The 17,299-nt window shown below is 64.4% G+C and carries 18 protein-coding genes; 5 read left to right on the forward strand and 13 right to left on the reverse strand.

The window, feature by feature from the left end; translation table 11 throughout:
• Nucleotides 1–154: 154 nt before the first annotated feature.
• The 5 genes from I6F33_RS32495 to I6F33_RS32515 form a co-directional block, all read right to left on the reverse strand.
• Nucleotides 155–778, reverse strand: coding sequence for a flavin reductase family protein (locus I6F33_RS32495; RefSeq protein ID WP_036024785.1), 624 nt, complete (start codon nucleotides 776–778; stop codon nucleotides 155–157).
• 176 nt (nucleotides 779–954) lie between these two features.
• The gene (locus I6F33_RS32500; RefSeq protein WP_036013870.1) at nucleotides 955–1,554 is read right to left on the reverse strand and encodes a TetR/AcrR family transcriptional regulator; all 600 of its coding nucleotides are present in this window, start codon (nucleotides 1,552–1,554) and stop codon (nucleotides 955–957) included.
• Between the two features lie 33 nt (nucleotides 1,555–1,587).
• Nucleotides 1,588–4,725 (reverse strand): efflux RND transporter permease subunit, encoded by a 3,138-nt coding sequence (locus I6F33_RS32505; RefSeq protein WP_109145020.1) that lies wholly within the window; start codon nucleotides 4,723–4,725, stop codon nucleotides 1,588–1,590.
• 222 nt (nucleotides 4,726–4,947) lie between these two features.
• On the reverse strand, nucleotides 4,948–6,054 hold the full coding sequence (locus I6F33_RS32510) for an efflux RND transporter periplasmic adaptor subunit (protein ID WP_225131499.1): 1,107 nt from the start codon (nucleotides 6,052–6,054) through the stop codon (nucleotides 4,948–4,950).
• 218 nt (nucleotides 6,055–6,272) lie between these two features.
• Nucleotides 6,273–7,604, reverse strand: a complete 1,332-nt coding sequence (locus tag I6F33_RS32515; RefSeq protein ID WP_225131497.1) for an MFS transporter — start codon at nucleotides 7,602–7,604, stop codon at nucleotides 6,273–6,275.
• A 79-nt stretch (nucleotides 7,605–7,683) separates the two neighbouring features.
• On the opposite strand from I6F33_RS32515, the gene I6F33_RS32520 reads away from it, so the two are divergent.
• Entirely contained in the window at nucleotides 7,684–8,121 is a 438-nt protein-coding gene (locus I6F33_RS32520) for a DUF2809 domain-containing protein (RefSeq protein ID WP_225131509.1), read from the forward strand.
• Nucleotides 8,122–8,204: 83 nt separating this feature from the next.
• Here the strand turns inward: I6F33_RS32520 and I6F33_RS32525 are convergent, their stop codons facing one another.
• The 3 genes from I6F33_RS32525 to I6F33_RS32535 form a co-directional block, all read right to left on the reverse strand.
• The gene (locus tag I6F33_RS32525) at nucleotides 8,205–9,365 is read right to left on the reverse strand and encodes a winged helix-turn-helix domain-containing protein (RefSeq protein ID WP_057026236.1); all 1,161 of its coding nucleotides are present in this window, start codon (nucleotides 9,363–9,365) and stop codon (nucleotides 8,205–8,207) included.
• Nucleotides 9,366–9,478: 113 nt separating this feature from the next.
• A complete protein-coding gene (locus tag I6F33_RS32530) occupies nucleotides 9,479–9,727 on the reverse strand; it encodes a hypothetical protein (RefSeq protein WP_036013887.1) in 249 nt (82 codons plus the stop codon).
• 118 nt (nucleotides 9,728–9,845) lie between these two features.
• Entirely contained in the window at nucleotides 9,846–10,082 is a 237-nt protein-coding gene (locus I6F33_RS32535; RefSeq protein ID WP_036013890.1) for a hypothetical protein, read from the reverse strand.
• Nucleotides 10,083–10,456: 374 nt separating this feature from the next.
• Here I6F33_RS32535 and I6F33_RS32540 point away from each other — a divergent pair, with 374 nt between their 5' ends.
• Nucleotides 10,457–11,098, forward strand: coding sequence for an OmpA family protein (locus I6F33_RS32540; protein WP_225115083.1), 642 nt, complete (start codon nucleotides 10,457–10,459; stop codon nucleotides 11,096–11,098).
• Between the two features lie 55 nt (nucleotides 11,099–11,153).
• Here the strand turns inward: I6F33_RS32540 and I6F33_RS32545 are convergent, their stop codons facing one another.
• The gene (locus I6F33_RS32545) at nucleotides 11,154–12,443 is read right to left on the reverse strand and encodes a glycosyltransferase family 39 protein (protein WP_225115085.1); all 1,290 of its coding nucleotides are present in this window, start codon (nucleotides 12,441–12,443) and stop codon (nucleotides 11,154–11,156) included.
• 191 nt (nucleotides 12,444–12,634) lie between these two features.
• Here I6F33_RS32545 and I6F33_RS32550 point away from each other — a divergent pair, with 191 nt between their 5' ends.
• Both I6F33_RS32550 and I6F33_RS32555 read left to right on the forward strand, forming a co-directional pair.
• Nucleotides 12,635–13,336 carry a FecR domain-containing protein gene (locus I6F33_RS32550; RefSeq protein WP_192893324.1) on the forward strand — a complete coding sequence of 234 codons (702 nt, stop codon included), beginning with the start codon at nucleotides 12,635–12,637 and terminating at the stop codon, nucleotides 13,334–13,336.
• 2 nt (nucleotides 13,337–13,338) lie between these two features.
• Nucleotides 13,339–14,523 carry a hypothetical protein gene (locus tag I6F33_RS32555; protein ID WP_225145239.1) on the forward strand — a complete coding sequence of 395 codons (1,185 nt, stop codon included), beginning with the start codon at nucleotides 13,339–13,341 and terminating at the stop codon, nucleotides 14,521–14,523.
• Nucleotides 14,524–14,682: 159 nt separating this feature from the next.
• On the opposite strand, the gene I6F33_RS32560 is transcribed toward I6F33_RS32555, so the two are convergent.
• The 3 genes from I6F33_RS32560 to I6F33_RS32570 form a co-directional block, all read right to left on the reverse strand.
• Nucleotides 14,683–15,171 carry a VOC family protein gene (locus I6F33_RS32560; RefSeq protein WP_225145240.1) on the reverse strand — a complete coding sequence of 163 codons (489 nt, stop codon included), beginning with the start codon at nucleotides 15,169–15,171 and terminating at the stop codon, nucleotides 14,683–14,685.
• A gap of 34 nt (nucleotides 15,172–15,205) precedes the next feature.
• Nucleotides 15,206–15,634, reverse strand: coding sequence for a VOC family protein (locus tag I6F33_RS32565; RefSeq protein ID WP_225112441.1), 429 nt, complete (start codon nucleotides 15,632–15,634; stop codon nucleotides 15,206–15,208).
• Between the two features lie 130 nt (nucleotides 15,635–15,764).
• Entirely contained in the window at nucleotides 15,765–16,283 is a 519-nt protein-coding gene (locus tag I6F33_RS32570; protein ID WP_225145241.1) for a cupin domain-containing protein, read from the reverse strand.
• Nucleotides 16,284–16,411: 128 nt separating this feature from the next.
• Between I6F33_RS32570 and I6F33_RS32575 the strand changes: the two genes are divergently transcribed.
• Nucleotides 16,412–16,630: a CsbD family protein gene (locus I6F33_RS32575; RefSeq protein WP_036013900.1), complete on the forward strand. Its 219-nt coding sequence runs from the start codon at nucleotides 16,412–16,414 to the stop codon at nucleotides 16,628–16,630.
• Nucleotides 16,631–16,790: 160 nt separating this feature from the next.
• On the opposite strand, the gene I6F33_RS32580 is transcribed toward I6F33_RS32575, so the two are convergent.
• Nucleotides 16,791–17,255 (reverse strand): FKBP-type peptidyl-prolyl cis-trans isomerase, encoded by a 465-nt coding sequence (locus I6F33_RS32580; RefSeq protein WP_036013901.1) that lies wholly within the window; start codon nucleotides 17,253–17,255, stop codon nucleotides 16,791–16,793.
• Nucleotides 17,256–17,299 lie beyond the last annotated feature (44 nt).

Consider the following 17,299-nt stretch of genomic DNA (forward strand, 5'->3'; position numbering starts at 1 on the left):
GTGCAGTTCCGGGAGGGGGTGGGGGCTGAATGTCTCTCCACTGTCATTCCGGGGCACGCGAAGCGTGAGCCCGGAATCCATCGTGCCGCAGCGTTGGTCGATGATTGGATTCCGGGCTCGACGCTGCGCGTCGCCCCGGAATGACGGAAGTGGCCTAGTCCGGCCGGACCATCTCGAACATGTTCTCCGGCTTGATCTCGAAATAATCGCCGCGCCGGCCGGCGCGGACGATGGGGCGGGCGGCGGCGGTCTGGTAGACGCCGTCCTTGATCAAGGCCTTGTCGATGTGGACGGCGACGACTTCGCCGAGCGTCAGCCAGGCGTCGGCCTCCTTGCCATTGGCGCCCTTGAGGCGGACGATGTCGGACACCTTGCACTCGAAGGCGACGGGGCTCTCGCCGACGCGCGGGACATTGACGAGCTTGCCGGGCACGGCGGTGAGGCCCGCGACCTCGAACTCGTCGACCTCGGGGGCGACATGTGCCGCGGTCGCGTTCATGTGCTTGGCGAGATCCATCGTCGTCAGATTCCAGACGAACTCGCCGGTCTGCTGCATGTTCTCGACCGTGTCCTTCCAGTTGGTCGAGGAGAAGCCGATGATCGGCGGCACGTAGCAGAACGCGTTGAAGAAGCTGTAGGGCGCGAGGTTGACGTGGCCCCTGGCGTCGCGCGAGGAGATCCAGCCGATCGGCCGCGGCGCGATGATGGCGTTGAAGGGGTCGTGCTTGAGTCCGTGGCCCTTGGAGGGTTCGTAGAAGTACAGGTCTTTGTCGGTCACGCGCTGCTTCCTTTCGTCATTGCGAGCGCAGCGAAGCAATCCAGAATCCCTCCGCGGAGACGGTCTGGATTGCTTCGCTGCGCTCGCAATGACGGAGTTTGTGGGTCCGTCCCGGTCCGCCTCCGGCGGTCGTGCCGGGGCGATCAGTCTGCTTATAGGAGAAAACGCCCCGCCCGTCAGTGGCGCGGCGACAGACCCGCGATGACGAAATCGATCATCTGGTCGATGGTCGGGCCCGGCTTGGTGGCGCACTGGGCGATCATCTGGGGGTGGAAGAAGCGGATCATCGCGGTGCAGGCGCACAGCGAGGCCAGTTGCAGGTCCGGCGCCTCGAACTCGCCGGAGGCGACGCCTTGCGCGATCATCTGGCCGATGACGCCGGCGATGCACTCCATATGGGCGACGCAGACCTCCCAGTCCTCCTCCATCGCGATCGCGACCATCTCGTGCAGCTTGTTGTCGCCGACATAGCGCTCGGTGTTCATGCGATTGATGGTGATGAGCAGCTCGCGGAAGCGCGGCAGCACCGGACCGGGCCTTGCCACGATCCGCTGCGCCTCCAGCTCGACCTCGCCCATCAGCGAGCGGGCCACCGCCTGATGGATCGCCTTCTTCGATTCGAAGAAGCGATACACGTTGGCGGGGCTCATCCTGAGCTCCTTGGCGATGTCGCCGACGGTCGTCTTCTGGTAGCCGATCTGGCGGAACAGCCGCTCGGCCACCTCGAGGATGCGATCCCGGGTGTCGACTTCAATATGTTCCGAAACAAGGGCCATCAGTCAGGACTCGCTGGTCAACAGTCTTCTCATCTATTCAGCCGCTTCGGCAAGCGGAATTGCGTGCGGGTCATCGCTCCCATGCTGCGGCGCGGCCGGCTGCTCGGGCGTTCCGGCCTCGTCCAGGCTCTTGCGGAACCAGAGGGCGTAGAGGCCCGGCAGGTACAGCAGCGTCAGGAAGGTCGCGACGAACAGGCCGCCCATGATGGTGATCGCCATCGGGCCCCAGAAGGCCGAGCGCGTCAGCGGGATCATGGCGAGAATGGCGGCGAGCGCCGTCAGCACCACCGGCCGGGCACGGCGGACGGTCGCCTCGACGATCGCCTCGCGCCGGGTCAGGCCGTGGCTGACGTCGGTCTCGATCTGGTCGACCAGGATGACCGTGTTGCGCATGATCATGCCGGCGAGCGCGATCAGGCCGAGCAGCGCCACGAAGCCGAACGGGGCATTGGCGACGTTGAGGCCAAGCGAGGCACCGACGATGCCGAGCGGCGCGGTCAGGAACACCAGAATCAGGCGTGAGAAGCTCTGCAGCTGGATCATCAGCAGCGTCAGCATCACCATGACCATCACCGGGAAGAGGATGAAGATCGAGGCGTTGCCCTTGGCGGATTCCTCGAACGCGCCGCCCGGCTCGATCCGGTAGGCCGGCTCGAGGTGATCCTTGATCGCCTTCAGCTTCGGCGTGATCTGGTTGGTGACATCAGGGGCCTGCACGCCGTCGACAACGTCGGAGCGCACGGTGATCGCCATGTCGCGGTTGCGCCGCCACATGATCGGCTCCTCATGGGCATATTCAATTCGAGCGATCTGCTGCAGCGGCACGGCGACGCCGTTGCGCGAGGTGATGGTGAGATCGCCGACGCCGCCGAGGTCGAGGCGCTCGGACGGGATCGCGCGGGCGACCACGCCGACCTTCTCGATGCCGTCGCGCACGGTTGTGACCTGCGAGCCCGAGATCAGCATCGCCAGCGCCTGCGAGACGTCCTGCGGGGTCAGGCCCATGGCGCGGGCGCGGTCCTGGTCAACGACGAGCTTGAGGTAGGGCGACTGCTCGTTCCAGTCGAGCTGGACGTCCTTGACGCTCTTGTTCTCCCGCATGACGTCGCGGACCTGGTAGGCGATCTCGCGGACCTTGTTGGCGTCCGGGCCGATCACGCGGAACTGCACGGGGAAGCCGACCGGCGGACCGAAATTGAAGCGGTCGACGCGCACGCGTGCCTCGGTCAGGAAGCCCTCGGCGGCCGCGGTCTCGATCTTGGCCTTGATGCGCTCGCGCGCCTCGACCCCCTTGGCAACGATGACGATCTCGGCAAAGGCCTCGTTCGGAAGCTGCGGGTTGAGGCCGAGCCAGAAGCGCGGCGAGCCCTGGCCGACATAGGCGGTATAGGTCTCGATGTCCTTGTCGTCCTTGAGCAGCGTCTCGGCCTTCTTCACCGCCTTCTCGGTGACGTTGAAGGCGGTGCCTTCCGGAAGGCGCAGCTGCAGGAACAGCTCGGGGCGCTCCGAGAGTGGGAAGAACTGCTGCTGGACCTGGCCGAAGCCGACGATCGAGGCGGCGAAGACGCCGACGGTCGCGACCACCACGGTGATGCGGTGGTTGACGCACCATTTCACGATGGCGCGCAGGCCGCGGTACATGCGGGTCTCGTAGACCGCATGCGGATCATGGTTGTGGTGCGCCTTCATCTCGGGCAGCAGCTTGACGCCGATATAGGGCGTGAAGATCACCGCCACGAACCAGGAGGCGACCAGCGCGATTGCCACGATCCAGAATATGCTGCCGGCATATTCGCCGACCGCGGAATTGGCAAAGCCGATGGGGAGGAAGCCAGCGGCCGTGACCAGCGTCCCCGTGAGCATCGGAAACGCAGTAGATTCCCAGGCAAAGGACGCCGCACGCATGCGGTCCCAGCCCTGCTCCATCTTCACCACCATCATCTCAACCGCGATGATGGCGTCGTCGACGAGCAGGCCGAGCGCGATGATCAGCGCGCCGAGCGTGATGCGATGCAGGTCGAGCGACATCGTGTTCATGACGATGAAGACGATGCCGAGCACCAGGGGCACCGACAGCGCGACCACGATGCCGGTGCGCCAGCCGAGCGCCAGGAACGAGACGAACAGCACGATGACGAGCGCTTCCATGAAGGAGTGCACGAACTCGCCGACGGCGTGCTCGACCACCTTGGGCTGGTCGGCGATCAGCTTGACGTCGATGCCCTGCGGCACCGCCTTCATGAAGTCGGCGGTGGCCTTCTCGACCTCCTTGCCGAGATCGAGGATGTTGGCGCCCTTGGCGGTGACGACGCCGATGCCGATGGCGGGTTTGCCTTCCTGGCGCACGACGAAGCTCGGCGGATCGACATAGCCGTGAGTGACGGTGGCGATATCGCCGAGACGGAACACGCGGCCGTTGCTCTCGACCGGCGTTTCGGCGACGGCCTTGGCACCGTCGAGCGCGCCGGTGACGCGCAGCGGCACGCGCTGCGAGGAGGTCTCGACCGTGCCGGCCGGCGTCACGTTGTTCTGCTTGGCGAGCGAATCGAACAGCGCCTGCGGCGTGATGCCGAGCGTGGCGAGCTTGGCGTGGCTGAACTCGACGAAAATGCGCTCATCCTGGTTGCCGTAGACGTCGACCTTGGTCACGCCGGGCACCTTGAGCAGGCGCTGGCGAAAACCTTCGGAGACCTTCTTGAGCTGGGCATAATCGGCGCCGTCGCCGGTCATCATGTAGAGGATGGAATCGACGTCGGAGAACTCGTCGTTGACGACGGGCCCGAGAATGCCGGACGGCAGCTGGCCCTGCACGTCGACCAGCTTCTTGCGCAGGAGATAGAAGAGGTAGGGCACGTCCTTCGGCGGCGTGTTGTCGCGGAAGGTGACCTGGAGCGCGGTGAAGGCGGGCTTGGAATAGGTCTGCACCTTCTCGAAATAGGGCAGCTCCTGGATCTTCTTCTCGATGGGATCGGCAACCTGGGTCTGCATTTCCTGCGCGGTCGCGCCGGGCCAGATCACGGAGACGTTGACCACCTTCACCGTGAAGAACGGATCCTCGGCACGGCCGAGCTTCTCATAGGAGAAGAAGCCGGCGACGCCGAGGATGATCATCAGGAAGAGCACCAGCGTCGGATGGCTGACGGCCCAGGCCGAAAGGTTGAAGCGCTTCATCGCACTCTCCGAAAGACGATCCAGTTGCAAACAACGACAGCCGCTCTGTTCAAACAGTCGTCGCGAGGCAGCGAAGCAATCCAGGGGGCTGGGCAGGTTCTGGATCGCTTCGCCGCTTCAGCCTTTGCTTAGGGACAAAGGCCGAAACTCACCTCACACGACGTAACTCACTTCTCTTGTCATTCCGGGATGGCCCGAAGGACCAGACTTTCAAACGACGGATCAGAACGACAAGGACGACACGATCCGCACCCGCTGGCCGGGATCGAGCTTCTGCACTCCGAGGGCGACGATCTTGGCGCCCTCGTCCACGCCTCCGGTGATGACGACGTCCTTGCTCTCGTAGGACTTCACCGTGACCGGCTTGAGGGTGACGCCACCGTTGTCGTCGACGACGTAGAAGGAGGGCTTGCCGCCTTCGTTGAAGAGCGCCGACAGCGGCAACCGCGCGACGCGCTCGGTCGCGGCATCCGACAGCGTCAGCGTCGCCGTCATGCCGAGCGCGACCTTGTCGTCGGCCTCGGGCAGCGAGAACTTTGCCAGATAGGTGCGCGTGGCGGGATCGGCTGCCGGCGCGATCTCGCGCAGCTTGGCCGTGTATTTCTTGTTCGGCTCGGACCAGAGAGTGACGCTGGCGACGCCCGACTTGGCACGTCCAACCAGCGTTTCAGGGATCGCGACGACCGCTTCCTTCTCGGCAAAGCGGGCGACACGGATCGAAGCCTGGCCCGCGGCAACCACCTGGCCGGGCTCGATCAGCGTTGCGGTGACGACGCCGCGGGCGTCGGCAACCAGCGTCGCGTAGGAAAGGGAATTCTTGGTCAGTTCGACCGAGCGCTCGGCCCGGTTCAAGCGCGCACGGGCTTCATCGGCGGCGGCGCGGCTCTGGTCGAGCTGGGCGTCCGTGGTCCAGCCCTTGGCCTTGAGATCCTTGGCGCGCTGCTCGGCGGCGGCGGCCTGGGCCAGCACGCCGGTTGCGGCGGTCTGCTCGGCAACGGCCTGCTCGGCCTGGAGCTTCAGGTCGACCTCGTCGAGGGTGGCGAGCGGCTGGCCGACTTCGACTGTCTGGCCGACTTCGACGAGGCGTTTGGCCACCTTGCCGGCGACGCGGAAGCCGAGATCGCTCTCGATCCTGGGACGGATAGTGCCGACGAAGCTGCGCTCCGGGGTCTCGGCAGCGTAATGGGCAGTTGCCACCAGAACCGGCCGCGGCGGCTCGGCCTTCTCGGCGACAGTATCATTGCACCCTGCCAGCGAAACGGCCATCAGGGCGAGCGCGGCTCCTGCGAAAAGCTTGGAATAGCTCGACAAAATCGACCGGACGAACATCGAAGGACACTCCTGCATCTCGACTGAGAGTAATGTCGACTGTTCACTGATAAAAGTCAATAATCGTCAGTCATCAGGAATGCGTGATCGTGAAGGAGTGGTAAGGAGGGATAGGCTTGGCCGCGAGGTGTTATTGTAGGGTGGGCAAAGCGGAGCGTGCCCACCAGAACCGCTCTGCGGCGAAGATGGTGGGTACAGCGCGCGACGTGCGTGCCCCCTCACCGCCCCAGGTCGGCGAATTCGTGCTTGCTGTCGTGTCCGCCGACGAACACCAGGATGCCCGCGATCAACGGCAGCACGGCGAGCACCAAGAGGCCCGTCGAGGTCTGGCCCGTCGCCTCCTTGACCCAGCCGATCAGGTACGGCCCGCCGAAGCCGGCGAGGTTGCCGATCGAGTTGATCAGCGCGATGGCGCCGGCTGCGGCCGTGCCGGACAGCCAGGCGGTCGGCAGGGTCCAGAACACACCGAAGCAGCAGAACACGCCGATCGCGGCCACCGTCAGCGCCACCATCGTCAGCGTGGGATCGGTGAGATAGGAGGAGATGCCGAGCGCGACTGCGGTGAGCAGCAGCGGCGCGCCGACATGCATGACGCGCTCGCGGCTCGCATCCGAATGCCGCGCCCACAGGATCATGGCGATGGTGCCGAACAGATACGGGATCGCCGTGACGAATCCAGTCTGGGCGTTGGTGAGACCGAACGCCTTGACGATCTGCGGCAGCCAGAACTGCATGCCGTAGAGCGCGCCGACGAAGCCGAAATAGACCAGGCTGAGCGCGATCACCTTCGGTGAAGACAGCGCCTCGCCGAGCGAAAAATGCTTCACCGCCTGCTTGGCCGCGATCTCCGCATCCAGCTTCGCCTTCAGCCAGGCCTTCTGCTCGGCCGAGAGCCAGTCCGCCTTCTCCGGCTTGTCGGTGAGATAGAACCAGGTGACGATGCCGAGCAGCACCGACGGGATGCCCTCGATGATGAACAGCCACTGCCAGCCTTTCAGGCCCATCATGCCGTCGAGCCCGAGCAACAGGCCCGAGATCGGCGCGCCGATCACGGTCGAGACCGGCACCGCGATGGCGAAGGCCGCAAGAAAGCGGGCGCGATATTCGGCCGGATACCAATAGGTGAGATAGAGGATGATTCCGGGGAAGAAGCCGGCCTCGGCGACGCCGAGCAGGAAGCGCAGGACGTAGAAGCTGGTGACCCCGCTGACCACCGCCATCAGCGCCGAGATGATGCCCCAGGTCACCATGATGCGGGCGATCCAGCGGCTCGCGCCGAATTTCTCCAGGGCGAGGTTGCTCGGCACTTCGAAGATGAAATAGCCGATGAAGAAGATGCCGGCGCCCCAGGAGTAGATCAGCGGCGTGAATTTCAGATCGGCGTTCATGGTCAGCGCGGCGAAGCCGAGATTGACGCGATCGAGATAGGAGAAGAAGTAGGCCAGCACCAGGAACGGAATCAGGCGCCAGGAGATGGCGCGGATGGTCGAGGTTTCGATCTCCGACTTGGTGGCACCGGTGGAACCGGCATAGGTCGTGGTCTGGCTCATGGCTTCCCCCGGGGTTGTTGCTTTTTTCGGGTTTGCGGCCGTTTTCAGCATCGCGAGCAAAGAGTCAATGGAGCAAGCAATGCACGAGACGCAGCCGGGCACGCCTGTTGCGCCTCTACAGACCTCACTGATGCGCGCTGCTTTCGCGCTCGCAGTGATTGCCTGTGGGCTGTCCCTTCGCTGGTACGGCTTCCCGCTCGGCCTGCCTGCGTTCATCGTGAAGTACGGCGGCTCGCTGCTGTGGGCGACGATGGTGTTTCTGCTGGCAGGAGTCGTGCTGCCGCGGCTGACACGGAGCCAGCTCGCAGCCATCGCGATAGTGATCGCGGCAGTCGTCGAGTTCTCCCGCCTGATGCATACTCCCTGGCTCGATGCGTTCCGCCTCACCACCGCCGGCGCGTTGCTGCTCGGCCGCATCTTCTCGCTTTGGAATTTGCTGGCCTATGCGGTTGGGATTGCGTTTGGCATGTGGATCGATCGCGTTGCCATGCGCGGTGGGTGGGCAAAGGCGCCGTAGCGCCGTGCCTACGTCTCGTCATCGAATAGGCAAGACGTGGGCACGCTTCGCTTTGCCCACCCTACAAGACTGCCGTCGGAGCCTCACTCCGCCAGTTGAAACCGCTCGAAACGGTCGAGCTCCTCCTCGATCACGCGCTTCAGCTCCTTGCGGCCCGCCGTCTTCCTGCCCTGCCCGACCCAGGTCCATTTCTGCATCAACAGCTTCTTGTTCTGCCGGTCGGTCTTGAGATCGAGCGCGGCGACGATCTCGTCGCCGACCAGCACGGGCAGCGCGAAATAGCCGAGCTTGCGCTTGGCTTTCGGCACATAGGCTTCGAACAGGTGGTTGTAGCCGAAGATGAGGTTGGTGCGCTTGCGCTGGATGATCAGGGGATCAAACGGGGAGAGGATGTGGACGAGATCGGGCGACACCTCATGCGGCTCAAGCGCTGCAGGCGAGGCCCAGTGCTCCTGCTTACCGGCGCCCTCGATCGCGACGGGCACGAGCTCGCCGCGGCGGACGCGCGAGGCGATCAGGCGCGCGACCGGCTTCTTGCTGGGCGCATCGAGATGGCAGACCGAATCGAGGCTGACCACGCCCTGCGAGCGCAGCGCGCGGTCGAGCAGATAAGCCGTGATCTCGCTTGCCGGCGCCGGCTTCGGCAGCCTGTCCCAGCCGAAATGACGCGTCGTCAGCTCGTAGGTCTTGAGCATGCCCTGGCGCGCGCTGATGGTGACCGCCCCGGTATAGAAGGCGAGCTGCAGCGCCCGCTTCGAGGGCTTGCGGCTCTGCCACAGATGCTCCTTCTCGACGAGCACGTCGTCGTCGATGTCACGGATCGTCAGCGGCCCGCCGCGCAGCAGCCGCATCACCTTGCGCGTGTCGGCCGGCTTCACCGCGGCGAACCATTTGTGCCCCTCGCGGCGGTGCTCGCGCATCGCCGGCAGGAAGAAGCGGAAGTCGTTCGCCGGCACGTAGGAGAGCGCGTGCGTCCAGTACTCGAACACGGTCTTGTCGACACTCTGGGCGTGGCGCAGATCGGCGCGGCGGTAGGACGGGATCCGGCTGAACAGGATGTGGTGATGGCAACGCTCGATGACGTTGATGGTGTCGATCTGCACATAGCCGAGATGGGCGACGGCGGCCGAGACGGCCTCTGCGCCTTCGCCGAACGGAGCGCGGTCGGTCAGCCGCTGGGCATGCAGCCAGATCTGCCGGGCCTGTGTCGTCGAGAGCGGAAGCGGTTTGGACGTGCGGGGCATTGCAGCGTGCAATGTAGCGGGATTCGCCGCGAGGCAAAGAAGCAGGGACGCGAAAAAGCCGCGCTGCCATCTGCTGCCAGCGCGGCCATGACGTGTGGGGATCAGGCGGAAGCCTACTTCTTCATCGCCATCGACTTCTCGGCGTTCATATAGTGCTTGCATGCTCCACGCATGTTGCCCTTGCTCATGTCGGAATTGGCCGCGGCCATCGACTTCCTCGCCGCGATCTTGGCGGGCGTGTCTTCGCCGCCCATGCCGGCAACGAGCTTTGCCATGTTTGCACTGGTGCACGCCATCTTGGCGGCGGATGCGGGGGACAGAGCAAGTGCGGCGAATGCCGTCGCGAGCAACAGGGTCTTCATCAAGTTCTCTCCTCGAGTAGGCAGCCGGCCTGATGCCGGCCAACGCACCGCCATTCTTCAGCCACAAGTTTGCAGGGAAAAGACAATTTCGTTGCTGCGCTGCAGTGATACCCGCTTTTCAGCGTGCGGCTTTTGGGCGCTCCCCGACGCTGCCGGTGGCGACCTCCGGGTCGCAGATGGCCTTGCCACGTCCTTCTGCCTGGCAGCGATAGACACTGCCGGTGAGGCGATCGACCAGCCAGACGTTCTCGTCGGTCGGCCCTTCGAGCCCGACATAGCGGGAGGTCATCCCGGTGATCAGTGTCGAGAGCAGGATGGCCACCGCGATCATCGCCGCACCGATATAGATGGGCATTGCGTTCAGAGTCACTGTCCGATCCGTCGGGCCGCTGCGATGGAATTGATAGTCGCGCTGATAGTCACTTGGCCTCGGCACACGACGGAACTCGGCTCCCCTCGCGTCAAATTATCGAATGATTGAAGTGTGTTAGGCGGACATCTGGACGAATTCTTGTTCGCGGGCGGGCGGTGAGGCGACGCCTTTGCGACGTTCGGGTTTCCCGGAACCCAATACGGCCGGCTCGAAAGCAAAGTGCGAATGATTCGAACCGGAGCAAAGTGACCTCGGCTCGCCGTTTCGAATGTGACCAAGATCACATCAGAGCCGTTGAACCTGCCCTACGCTCGCAGCATCAAATCGCCATCAGGCGTAACAGCGAGGATACCACCATGACCCATTTCAATAAGTCTTTTGGACTGACGGCGATCACCCTGACAGCCGTCCTGTCGATGACGGCCGGCCTTGCGCTGGCTGGCGACAACAACATCTCCGCCGGCCAGATCGTCGATGCGCTGAAGCCGAAGCCGGCGACCCGCGGCCTGTCCGTTGGCCCCCAGACCGATACGACCGTGCAGGCCAAGGAGGCGACCTTCCTGAACACCGTGCGCAACCGCTCGACCCGGTCGCTCTCGACAGGCGAGCGCGAGCAGATCGCCGAGCTCGCTGCCACCAAGCCGAAGATCGATCTGGAGATCCAGTTCGACTACAATTCGGCCGACATCGCCAAGACCTCGATGGCCTCGGTGCAGGCGCTCGGCAAGGCGCTGTCCGATCCAGCGCTGAAGGGCTCGACCTTCGTGGTCGCCGGCCACACCGACGCGACCGGTGGCGAAGCATACAATCAAGGTCTCTCCGAACGGCGCGCCGACACCATCAAGAAGTACCTGATGCAGAATTACGGCCTCAACGGCAACGATCTCGTCACCGTCGGCTACGGCGAGACCAAGCTGAAGGATGCCGCCAACGGCGCTGACGCCATGAACCGCCGGGTCCAGGTCGTGAACATGGACACCAAGACCGCAGCGAAATGATTCTCGGCTCCTGGAGTAAAACACGCCGCCTGCCGCAGCCCGGCGGGCGGCGAACTCATATCCAGCTTTGGAACAGCATCAGCCGGTTGAAGCCCCCCATCGAGGTGCCGACGAAGGCCGCGGAAATCGGCAGCATCACCGCAAAGCCGGCCGCCGCGACGCCGACATAAGCCCACAACAGCCAGCGCGGCAAACCCTCGCGGCGCAGCACATAGACCAGTGCCAGGGACGCCGCGGTCGCGGCCGGCAGATAGTAATAGATGAAGCCCAGCGTGCGCGGCAGCAACGCCCAGGCGAGCCAGGGACCGAAATAGAATGTGGCGATCAGGAATGCATCCCAGCGCCGCGCCACGATGAAATCGCGCAGCACCATGGCGAGTGCAGGCAGAGCCGGCCACAGCACGAGCGGATTGCCGAGGAAGACGATCGCGGCGATGTGGTCCTCCGCGGTCTTGTCGAACAGGAACCAGACCGGGCGCGCGAGCAGCGGCCAGGACGGCCATGCGCTCATATAGGTGTGGCCGGCGATGGCCGTCGTGGTGTTGTCGGCAAAGATCCGCCGCTGCGCCTCGATCAAGTCCGGCAGCGATAACCCGTAGAGCGGAACGAAGGCGGCAAGATAAGCCAATGCCGGCAGGACGGCGAAGCAGAGCGCGACATGATGCAGCTTCAGGCCGGGCCAAAGCTCCGGCCGATACCAGTCGTCCGGCTTCGCGTCGGCGAACAGCGTATGCCAGCCCTGCATCAGGCGGATCACCGCAACAATGACGATGCAGACGCCGAGCGGGAACAGGCCGCTCCATTTACACGCGGCCGCAAGGCCGAACAGGCTGCCCGCCACCGCGAACAGCGCTTGCGGCCGCTCTCTGCGAAACCCATGCATGAAGGCGGCGGTGGCGAGCAGGCCGAAGCCGAGCGCAAAGACATCGAGCATCGCGATGCGCGCCTGGACGTACAGCATCTGGTTGAAGGCTGCGATCAGCGCGGCGGCGATCGCCGGCCCCTGCGCGGCGAACAACGCGAGTCCGCACAGATAGATCGCGACGATCGCGAGCGCGCCGAACAAGGTCGCGGGATAACGCCATCCAAGCGCGTTGTCGCCGAACGTTGCGATCGATGCCGCGATCATCTCCTTGGCCAGCGGCGGATGCATCGGATTGAGCATCGGCTGCGACATCGCGGGCGTCAGCATCTGGCGCGCCGCCGGCACGTAATGCACCTCATCGAACACGAATTTTTCCGGCGTGACGACGCCGATCAACAGCGCCAGATGCGCGATCAGGAAGATCGCGACAGCAATCACTGCACTCCGCGACACCTCAGGAACCGCAGGCAATTCGCGCATCTTTTGTGGGGCTGTCTTGCGTGGCAAATTGGCTTCACCGCGGAGAAAAATAAACTGCTTCCCGTCATTGAACGCATTCTGCCGCAACTGTCACTAAGCATGACGCAGGTCCTGCGCCGCTTGTGATAATTCCGCCACATCAGAAGCGCGCGCGATCCGGTACGATCAGGGACACATCGATCGGTTGCGAAATGAATTTGCGTTTTTGCCTTTTCTCCACACTGCTCACGGCCGCAATCTGTGCGGCATCCGGCGCCGAAGCGCAGACGCGCGTCGGCCAGGCTGTCGTCATTCAGAACGAAGTGGTGCGCGTCGCCGCGACCACGACGCCGATCAATGTCGGCGACAGCATGCTGCGCGACGAGACCGTGCGAACCGGCGCCGACAGCGCGGCGCGTTTCGTGATGGCCGACAGCACCAATCTATCACTGGGGCCGAGCGCCACGCTGAAGCTCGACCGCACCGTCTTCAACGACGAGCACAGCTATCGTGACGTCGCGATCCGCATGACCACCGGCGCCTTCCGCTTCGTCACCGGACGCTCCGACAAGGCCGCCTACAAGATCACAACACCGCTCGCCACCATCGGCGTGCGCGGCACCACGCTCGACATTCTCTCGCAGCGCGGGCGCTCCGTCGTTGTGCTTCAGGACGGCGCGGCCAGCGTGTGCACGAGGAGCGCCCAGTGCGTGCAACTCACCCAGCCCGGCGACACCGCCATCATCACCTCGACTGGCGGCAAGGTGAGCATCACCAAGAGCAACACGCCGCCCTGGACCTTCGCCGCCAATTGCGCCGCGAGCGCCGGGTTGTGCGCAGTCAACCAGTATGCCGGCGCCTCGCCGACCATCACGCCTGCCGTCGAGGACGACGCCATGCTGTGCGGGCGCTGACGATGGCGAAATTCACCGTTCGGCGCCTCATCCTTGCCGCTGCGCTGGCCGCATCTGCGGCGTTTGCGCTCGTCACGTTCGATGCCCGCCCGGCGGCTGCACAGGCCTCGGAGTGCGGGTCCGAGTGCGGTGAACCAGAGCCCACTCCGTCCCCAACCTATTCGCCGTCGCCATATCCGTCCCCGACCTATTCCCCGTCGCCGAATCCCTCGCCCACGCCGACCCCCTCCCCATCGCCCAGCCCCTATCCGTCGCCTTCACCGAGCCCGGCTCCGTCGCCGTCGGGACCGACGGGCGCGGATTCCAGCGGCAATTCGATCGGCGGCCTTGCCAATCAGCGCTTCAATCAGATGATCACCAACCGGGTGCTCGGCACCGTGCTGCTCGGCGTCAACGAGCAGATCAATTGCGGCGACTGCATCAGCGCGTTCGGCTCGGCCGGCTCATTCTCGGCCGGCATCCACGGCCGCAAGCAGCTGACCAACAATCTGTCGCTGCTCGCCGGCATTGCCTACACGCATTACAACGAGGGCGGCTACAAGATCACGAGCGCACCGATCGGCGCTTTCGCGCTGCGCTACGACTTCACCGACTGGGGCTCGTCGCGCCCGTTCTTCGACGTCGGCGCGATCCTGACGCCATGGGAGAAGGCGCGCTACACGCGCAGCTACGACACCAGCCTCGGGCCGGTGACCGTGACGAGCTCGACCAACGCGTCCAACTACGCCGTTTACGGCCGCGCCGGCTGGATGAGCCGCCTCTCGCCGCGCGACGAGGTCGCGGCCTCGATCGAGGTCTGGCAGCTCTGGCAACGCGTCTCCGGCTATCGCGACAGCGCGGTGGCGTTCAATCCGTTCGACGCCAGCATCGCTGATGGCACCGACCGCACCAGCCTCGTCAAGATCGGCGGCCAGTGGACGCATCTGTTCGGCAGCAGCATCGAGACCAACATCAATGGCGGCTGGGTGCAGTCCTTCGCCAGCCACAGCGGCATCGTCGCCACAGTGACCGGCCAGGGCACGGTGGTGCCGACCATGGGTAACCAGGGCTGGTTCGAATATGGCGGCCGCCTCGGTTTCCGCGTGCAGAAGGGCTGGATCGTGGACCTCTTCGCCAACGGCACGCTGGGCCCGCAGCCGGTCGGCAACACGATCCACGGCGGCGTGGGGCTGCGGATCAACTATTAGCGGCGAGAATCCCGCCTCACATTCCGCTGTCATGCCCCGGCTTGACCGGGGCATCCAGTACGCCGCGGCCCATCGGTTTAATCACTGCCGTCTCGGAGTACTGGATCGCCCGGTCAAGCCGGGCGATGACAGTGAGTATGTGGCGAGAGCGACCCGCCCTCACGCCGCCGACTTGCCCTCGAACGCCCGCCGCAACACCTCGACGTCAAGCTTGACCATCTTCATCATCGCCTGCATCGCGCGCGCGGCTGCGGCCTTGTCCGGGCTCGACAGGAACTCGAACATCACCTTTGGCACGATCTGCCAGGCCACGCCCCAGCGATCTCTCAGCCAGCCGCACTGCTCCGCCTTGCCGCCATGGGCGAGGAACGCGTTCCAGACACTGTCGACCTCTGCCTGGTCGTCGCAATGAATCATCAGCGAAATGGCGTGGGTGTATTCCATCTTCATGCCGCCATTGAGCGCGACCAGCTTCTGTCCGGCCACGGTGAACTCGACGACGAGCACGGAGCCTTCCTTGCCGGAGGAGCCGTCCGAAACGTTGCGCTGAACGTGTGTGATCGCCGAATTCGGGACCAGCGAGACGTAGAATTTTGCAGCGTCCTCGGCATCGCCGTTGAACCACATGCAGGGCACGAGCTTGGACATGGTGAATGCTCCTCTTGAGGTCTGCTGTTTCGGCTCAGGCGTTCGCCAGGTCGGGCTGCAGAGGGGCGGCTGAAAGGTCCATCCAGTTCACGCCCCACATGTGGCCGTCCGGATCCTCGAAGCTGCGGCCGTACATGAAGCCGTATTCGTCCTTCGGGCTGGGATCGGCAACGCCTCCTGCAGCCTCCGCCCTGCCAACGATGTCATCGACCTCGCTGCGGCTGTCCGCGGACAGGCAGAACAACGCTTGGTTCGAGGTCCTGGCGTCCGCGATCGGCTTCGGCGTGAACTGGCGGAATTTGTCGTGGGTCAGCAGCATGGCGAAAATGGTCTCGGAAAAGACCATGCAGCTCGCGGTCTCGTCGCTGAATTGCGGGTTCTTGACCGCGCCGACCGCCTCATAGAAGGCGGTCGCGCGCTTGAGGTCGGTCACCGGCAGGTTGACGAAGATCATCTTGGGCATCGGACGCTCCTTGGCGGGGTTCTGGCCAAGGACGGATGGCCAGGCCGCCATCCGACATGACTTCCGACAAATTTTTCGGACCCCGGCTGCGGGGCCCTGTCGCGCCGCTCTCCGCGCCCCTGAAGGGGACTTACTTCTTCTCGTTGGGATCCCGGTGCACCGGGTCGATCCACAGCACCGTCTCGGGCTTCTCGACCGGCTCAATGTCGAGGTTGATGGCCACCGCCTCGCCGTCGCTGCGCACCAGCACGCATTCCAGCACCTCGTCGGGGCTGGCGTTGATCTCCTGGTGCGGCACGTAGGGCGGGACAAAAATGAAGTCGCCGGGGCCGGCTTCCGCGGTGAATTGCAGGCGCTCGCCCCAGCGCATGCGCGCCTTGCCCTTCACGACATAGATGACGCTTTCGAGATGGCCGTGGTGATGCGCGCCGGTCTTGGCGTCCGGCTTGATGCTGACGGTGCCCGCCCACAATTTCTGGGCGCCGACGCGGGCGAAATTGATCGCGGCCGCACGGTCCATGCCCGCTGTCGACGGCACGTTGGTATCGAGCTGATTGCCGGGAATGACCCGCACGCCGTCATGTTTCCAGCGGTCATCATGATGATGACCATGGTCATGGTGGGAATGCGAATGGTCAGGGCCGGTCATGGGACTTGCTTTCTGTTGGTTCCGTGCGCGGCAAACTAACCCAAAGCCGCAGCCGCAAGCCATGCCAAAATCGGAACCCTCGTAGCCATCAGGCGTTGTCATTCCAAGCAAATCGAAAGGAGATTTTCATGGGCAGCACGACCGACAAGATCAAGGGCACCGCCAACGAGGCGATCGGCAAGGCCAAGCAGGGCGTCGGTGAAGCCACCGGATCCGATCGCATGAAAGGCGAGGGCGTGGTGCAGGAAGTGAAGGGCAAGGGCCAGCAGGCCATGGGCGATGCCAAGGACGCCGCGAAGGACGCGATGGATCGCGCCGCCGCTGCGGCTCGCCGCGCGGCGGAGTGACGCGCGTAAGATTGAAAGTGAAAAGACCGGCCCTAAGGCCGGTCTTTTGCTTGTATCGATTTCATCCGTCATGGCCGGGCTTGACCCGGCCATCCACGTCTTGACCGCGCGGCACGAAGATCGTGGATGCCCGGGACGAGCCCGGGCGTGACGACGTCAGTTATTTCACCGCGAGCAATTCCACGTCGAACATCAGCGTCGCATTCGGCGGTATCACGCCGCCGGCACCGCGGGCGCCGTAGCCTAGCTGCGGCGGGATGATCAGCGTGCGCTTGCCGCCGACCTTCATCGAGGCAACGCCTTCGTCCCAGCCGGCGATGACGCGGCCCTTGCCGATCGGGAATTCGAACGGCTCCTTGCGATCGACGGAGCTGTCGAATTTCTTGCCCTTCTGACCGTTCTCATAGAGCCAGCCGGTGTAGTGCATCACGCAGATCTGGCCGGGCTGCGGCGAGGCGCCGGTGCCGACGGTGGAGTCGATGATCTGCAAGCCTGAAGCTGTGGTCATGGTCTTTCCTGCGGTCTGGGCCGAGGCCGTGGTGGAAACGAAATGCGACACGCTGGCGATCACGGTGATCGCGAGTGCCGACATCAGGGCGAGGAGCGCGCGCTGGAAACGCTGCATAAAACACCTTCCGTTTGAGGCGGGAGGTGTCTAACCCAAGGCGG

The organism is Bradyrhizobium sp. BRP20 (assembly GCF_020194215.1).
In the GTDB taxonomy this organism is placed as follows: domain Bacteria; phylum Pseudomonadota; class Alphaproteobacteria; order Rhizobiales; family Xanthobacteraceae; genus Bradyrhizobium; species Bradyrhizobium yuanmingense.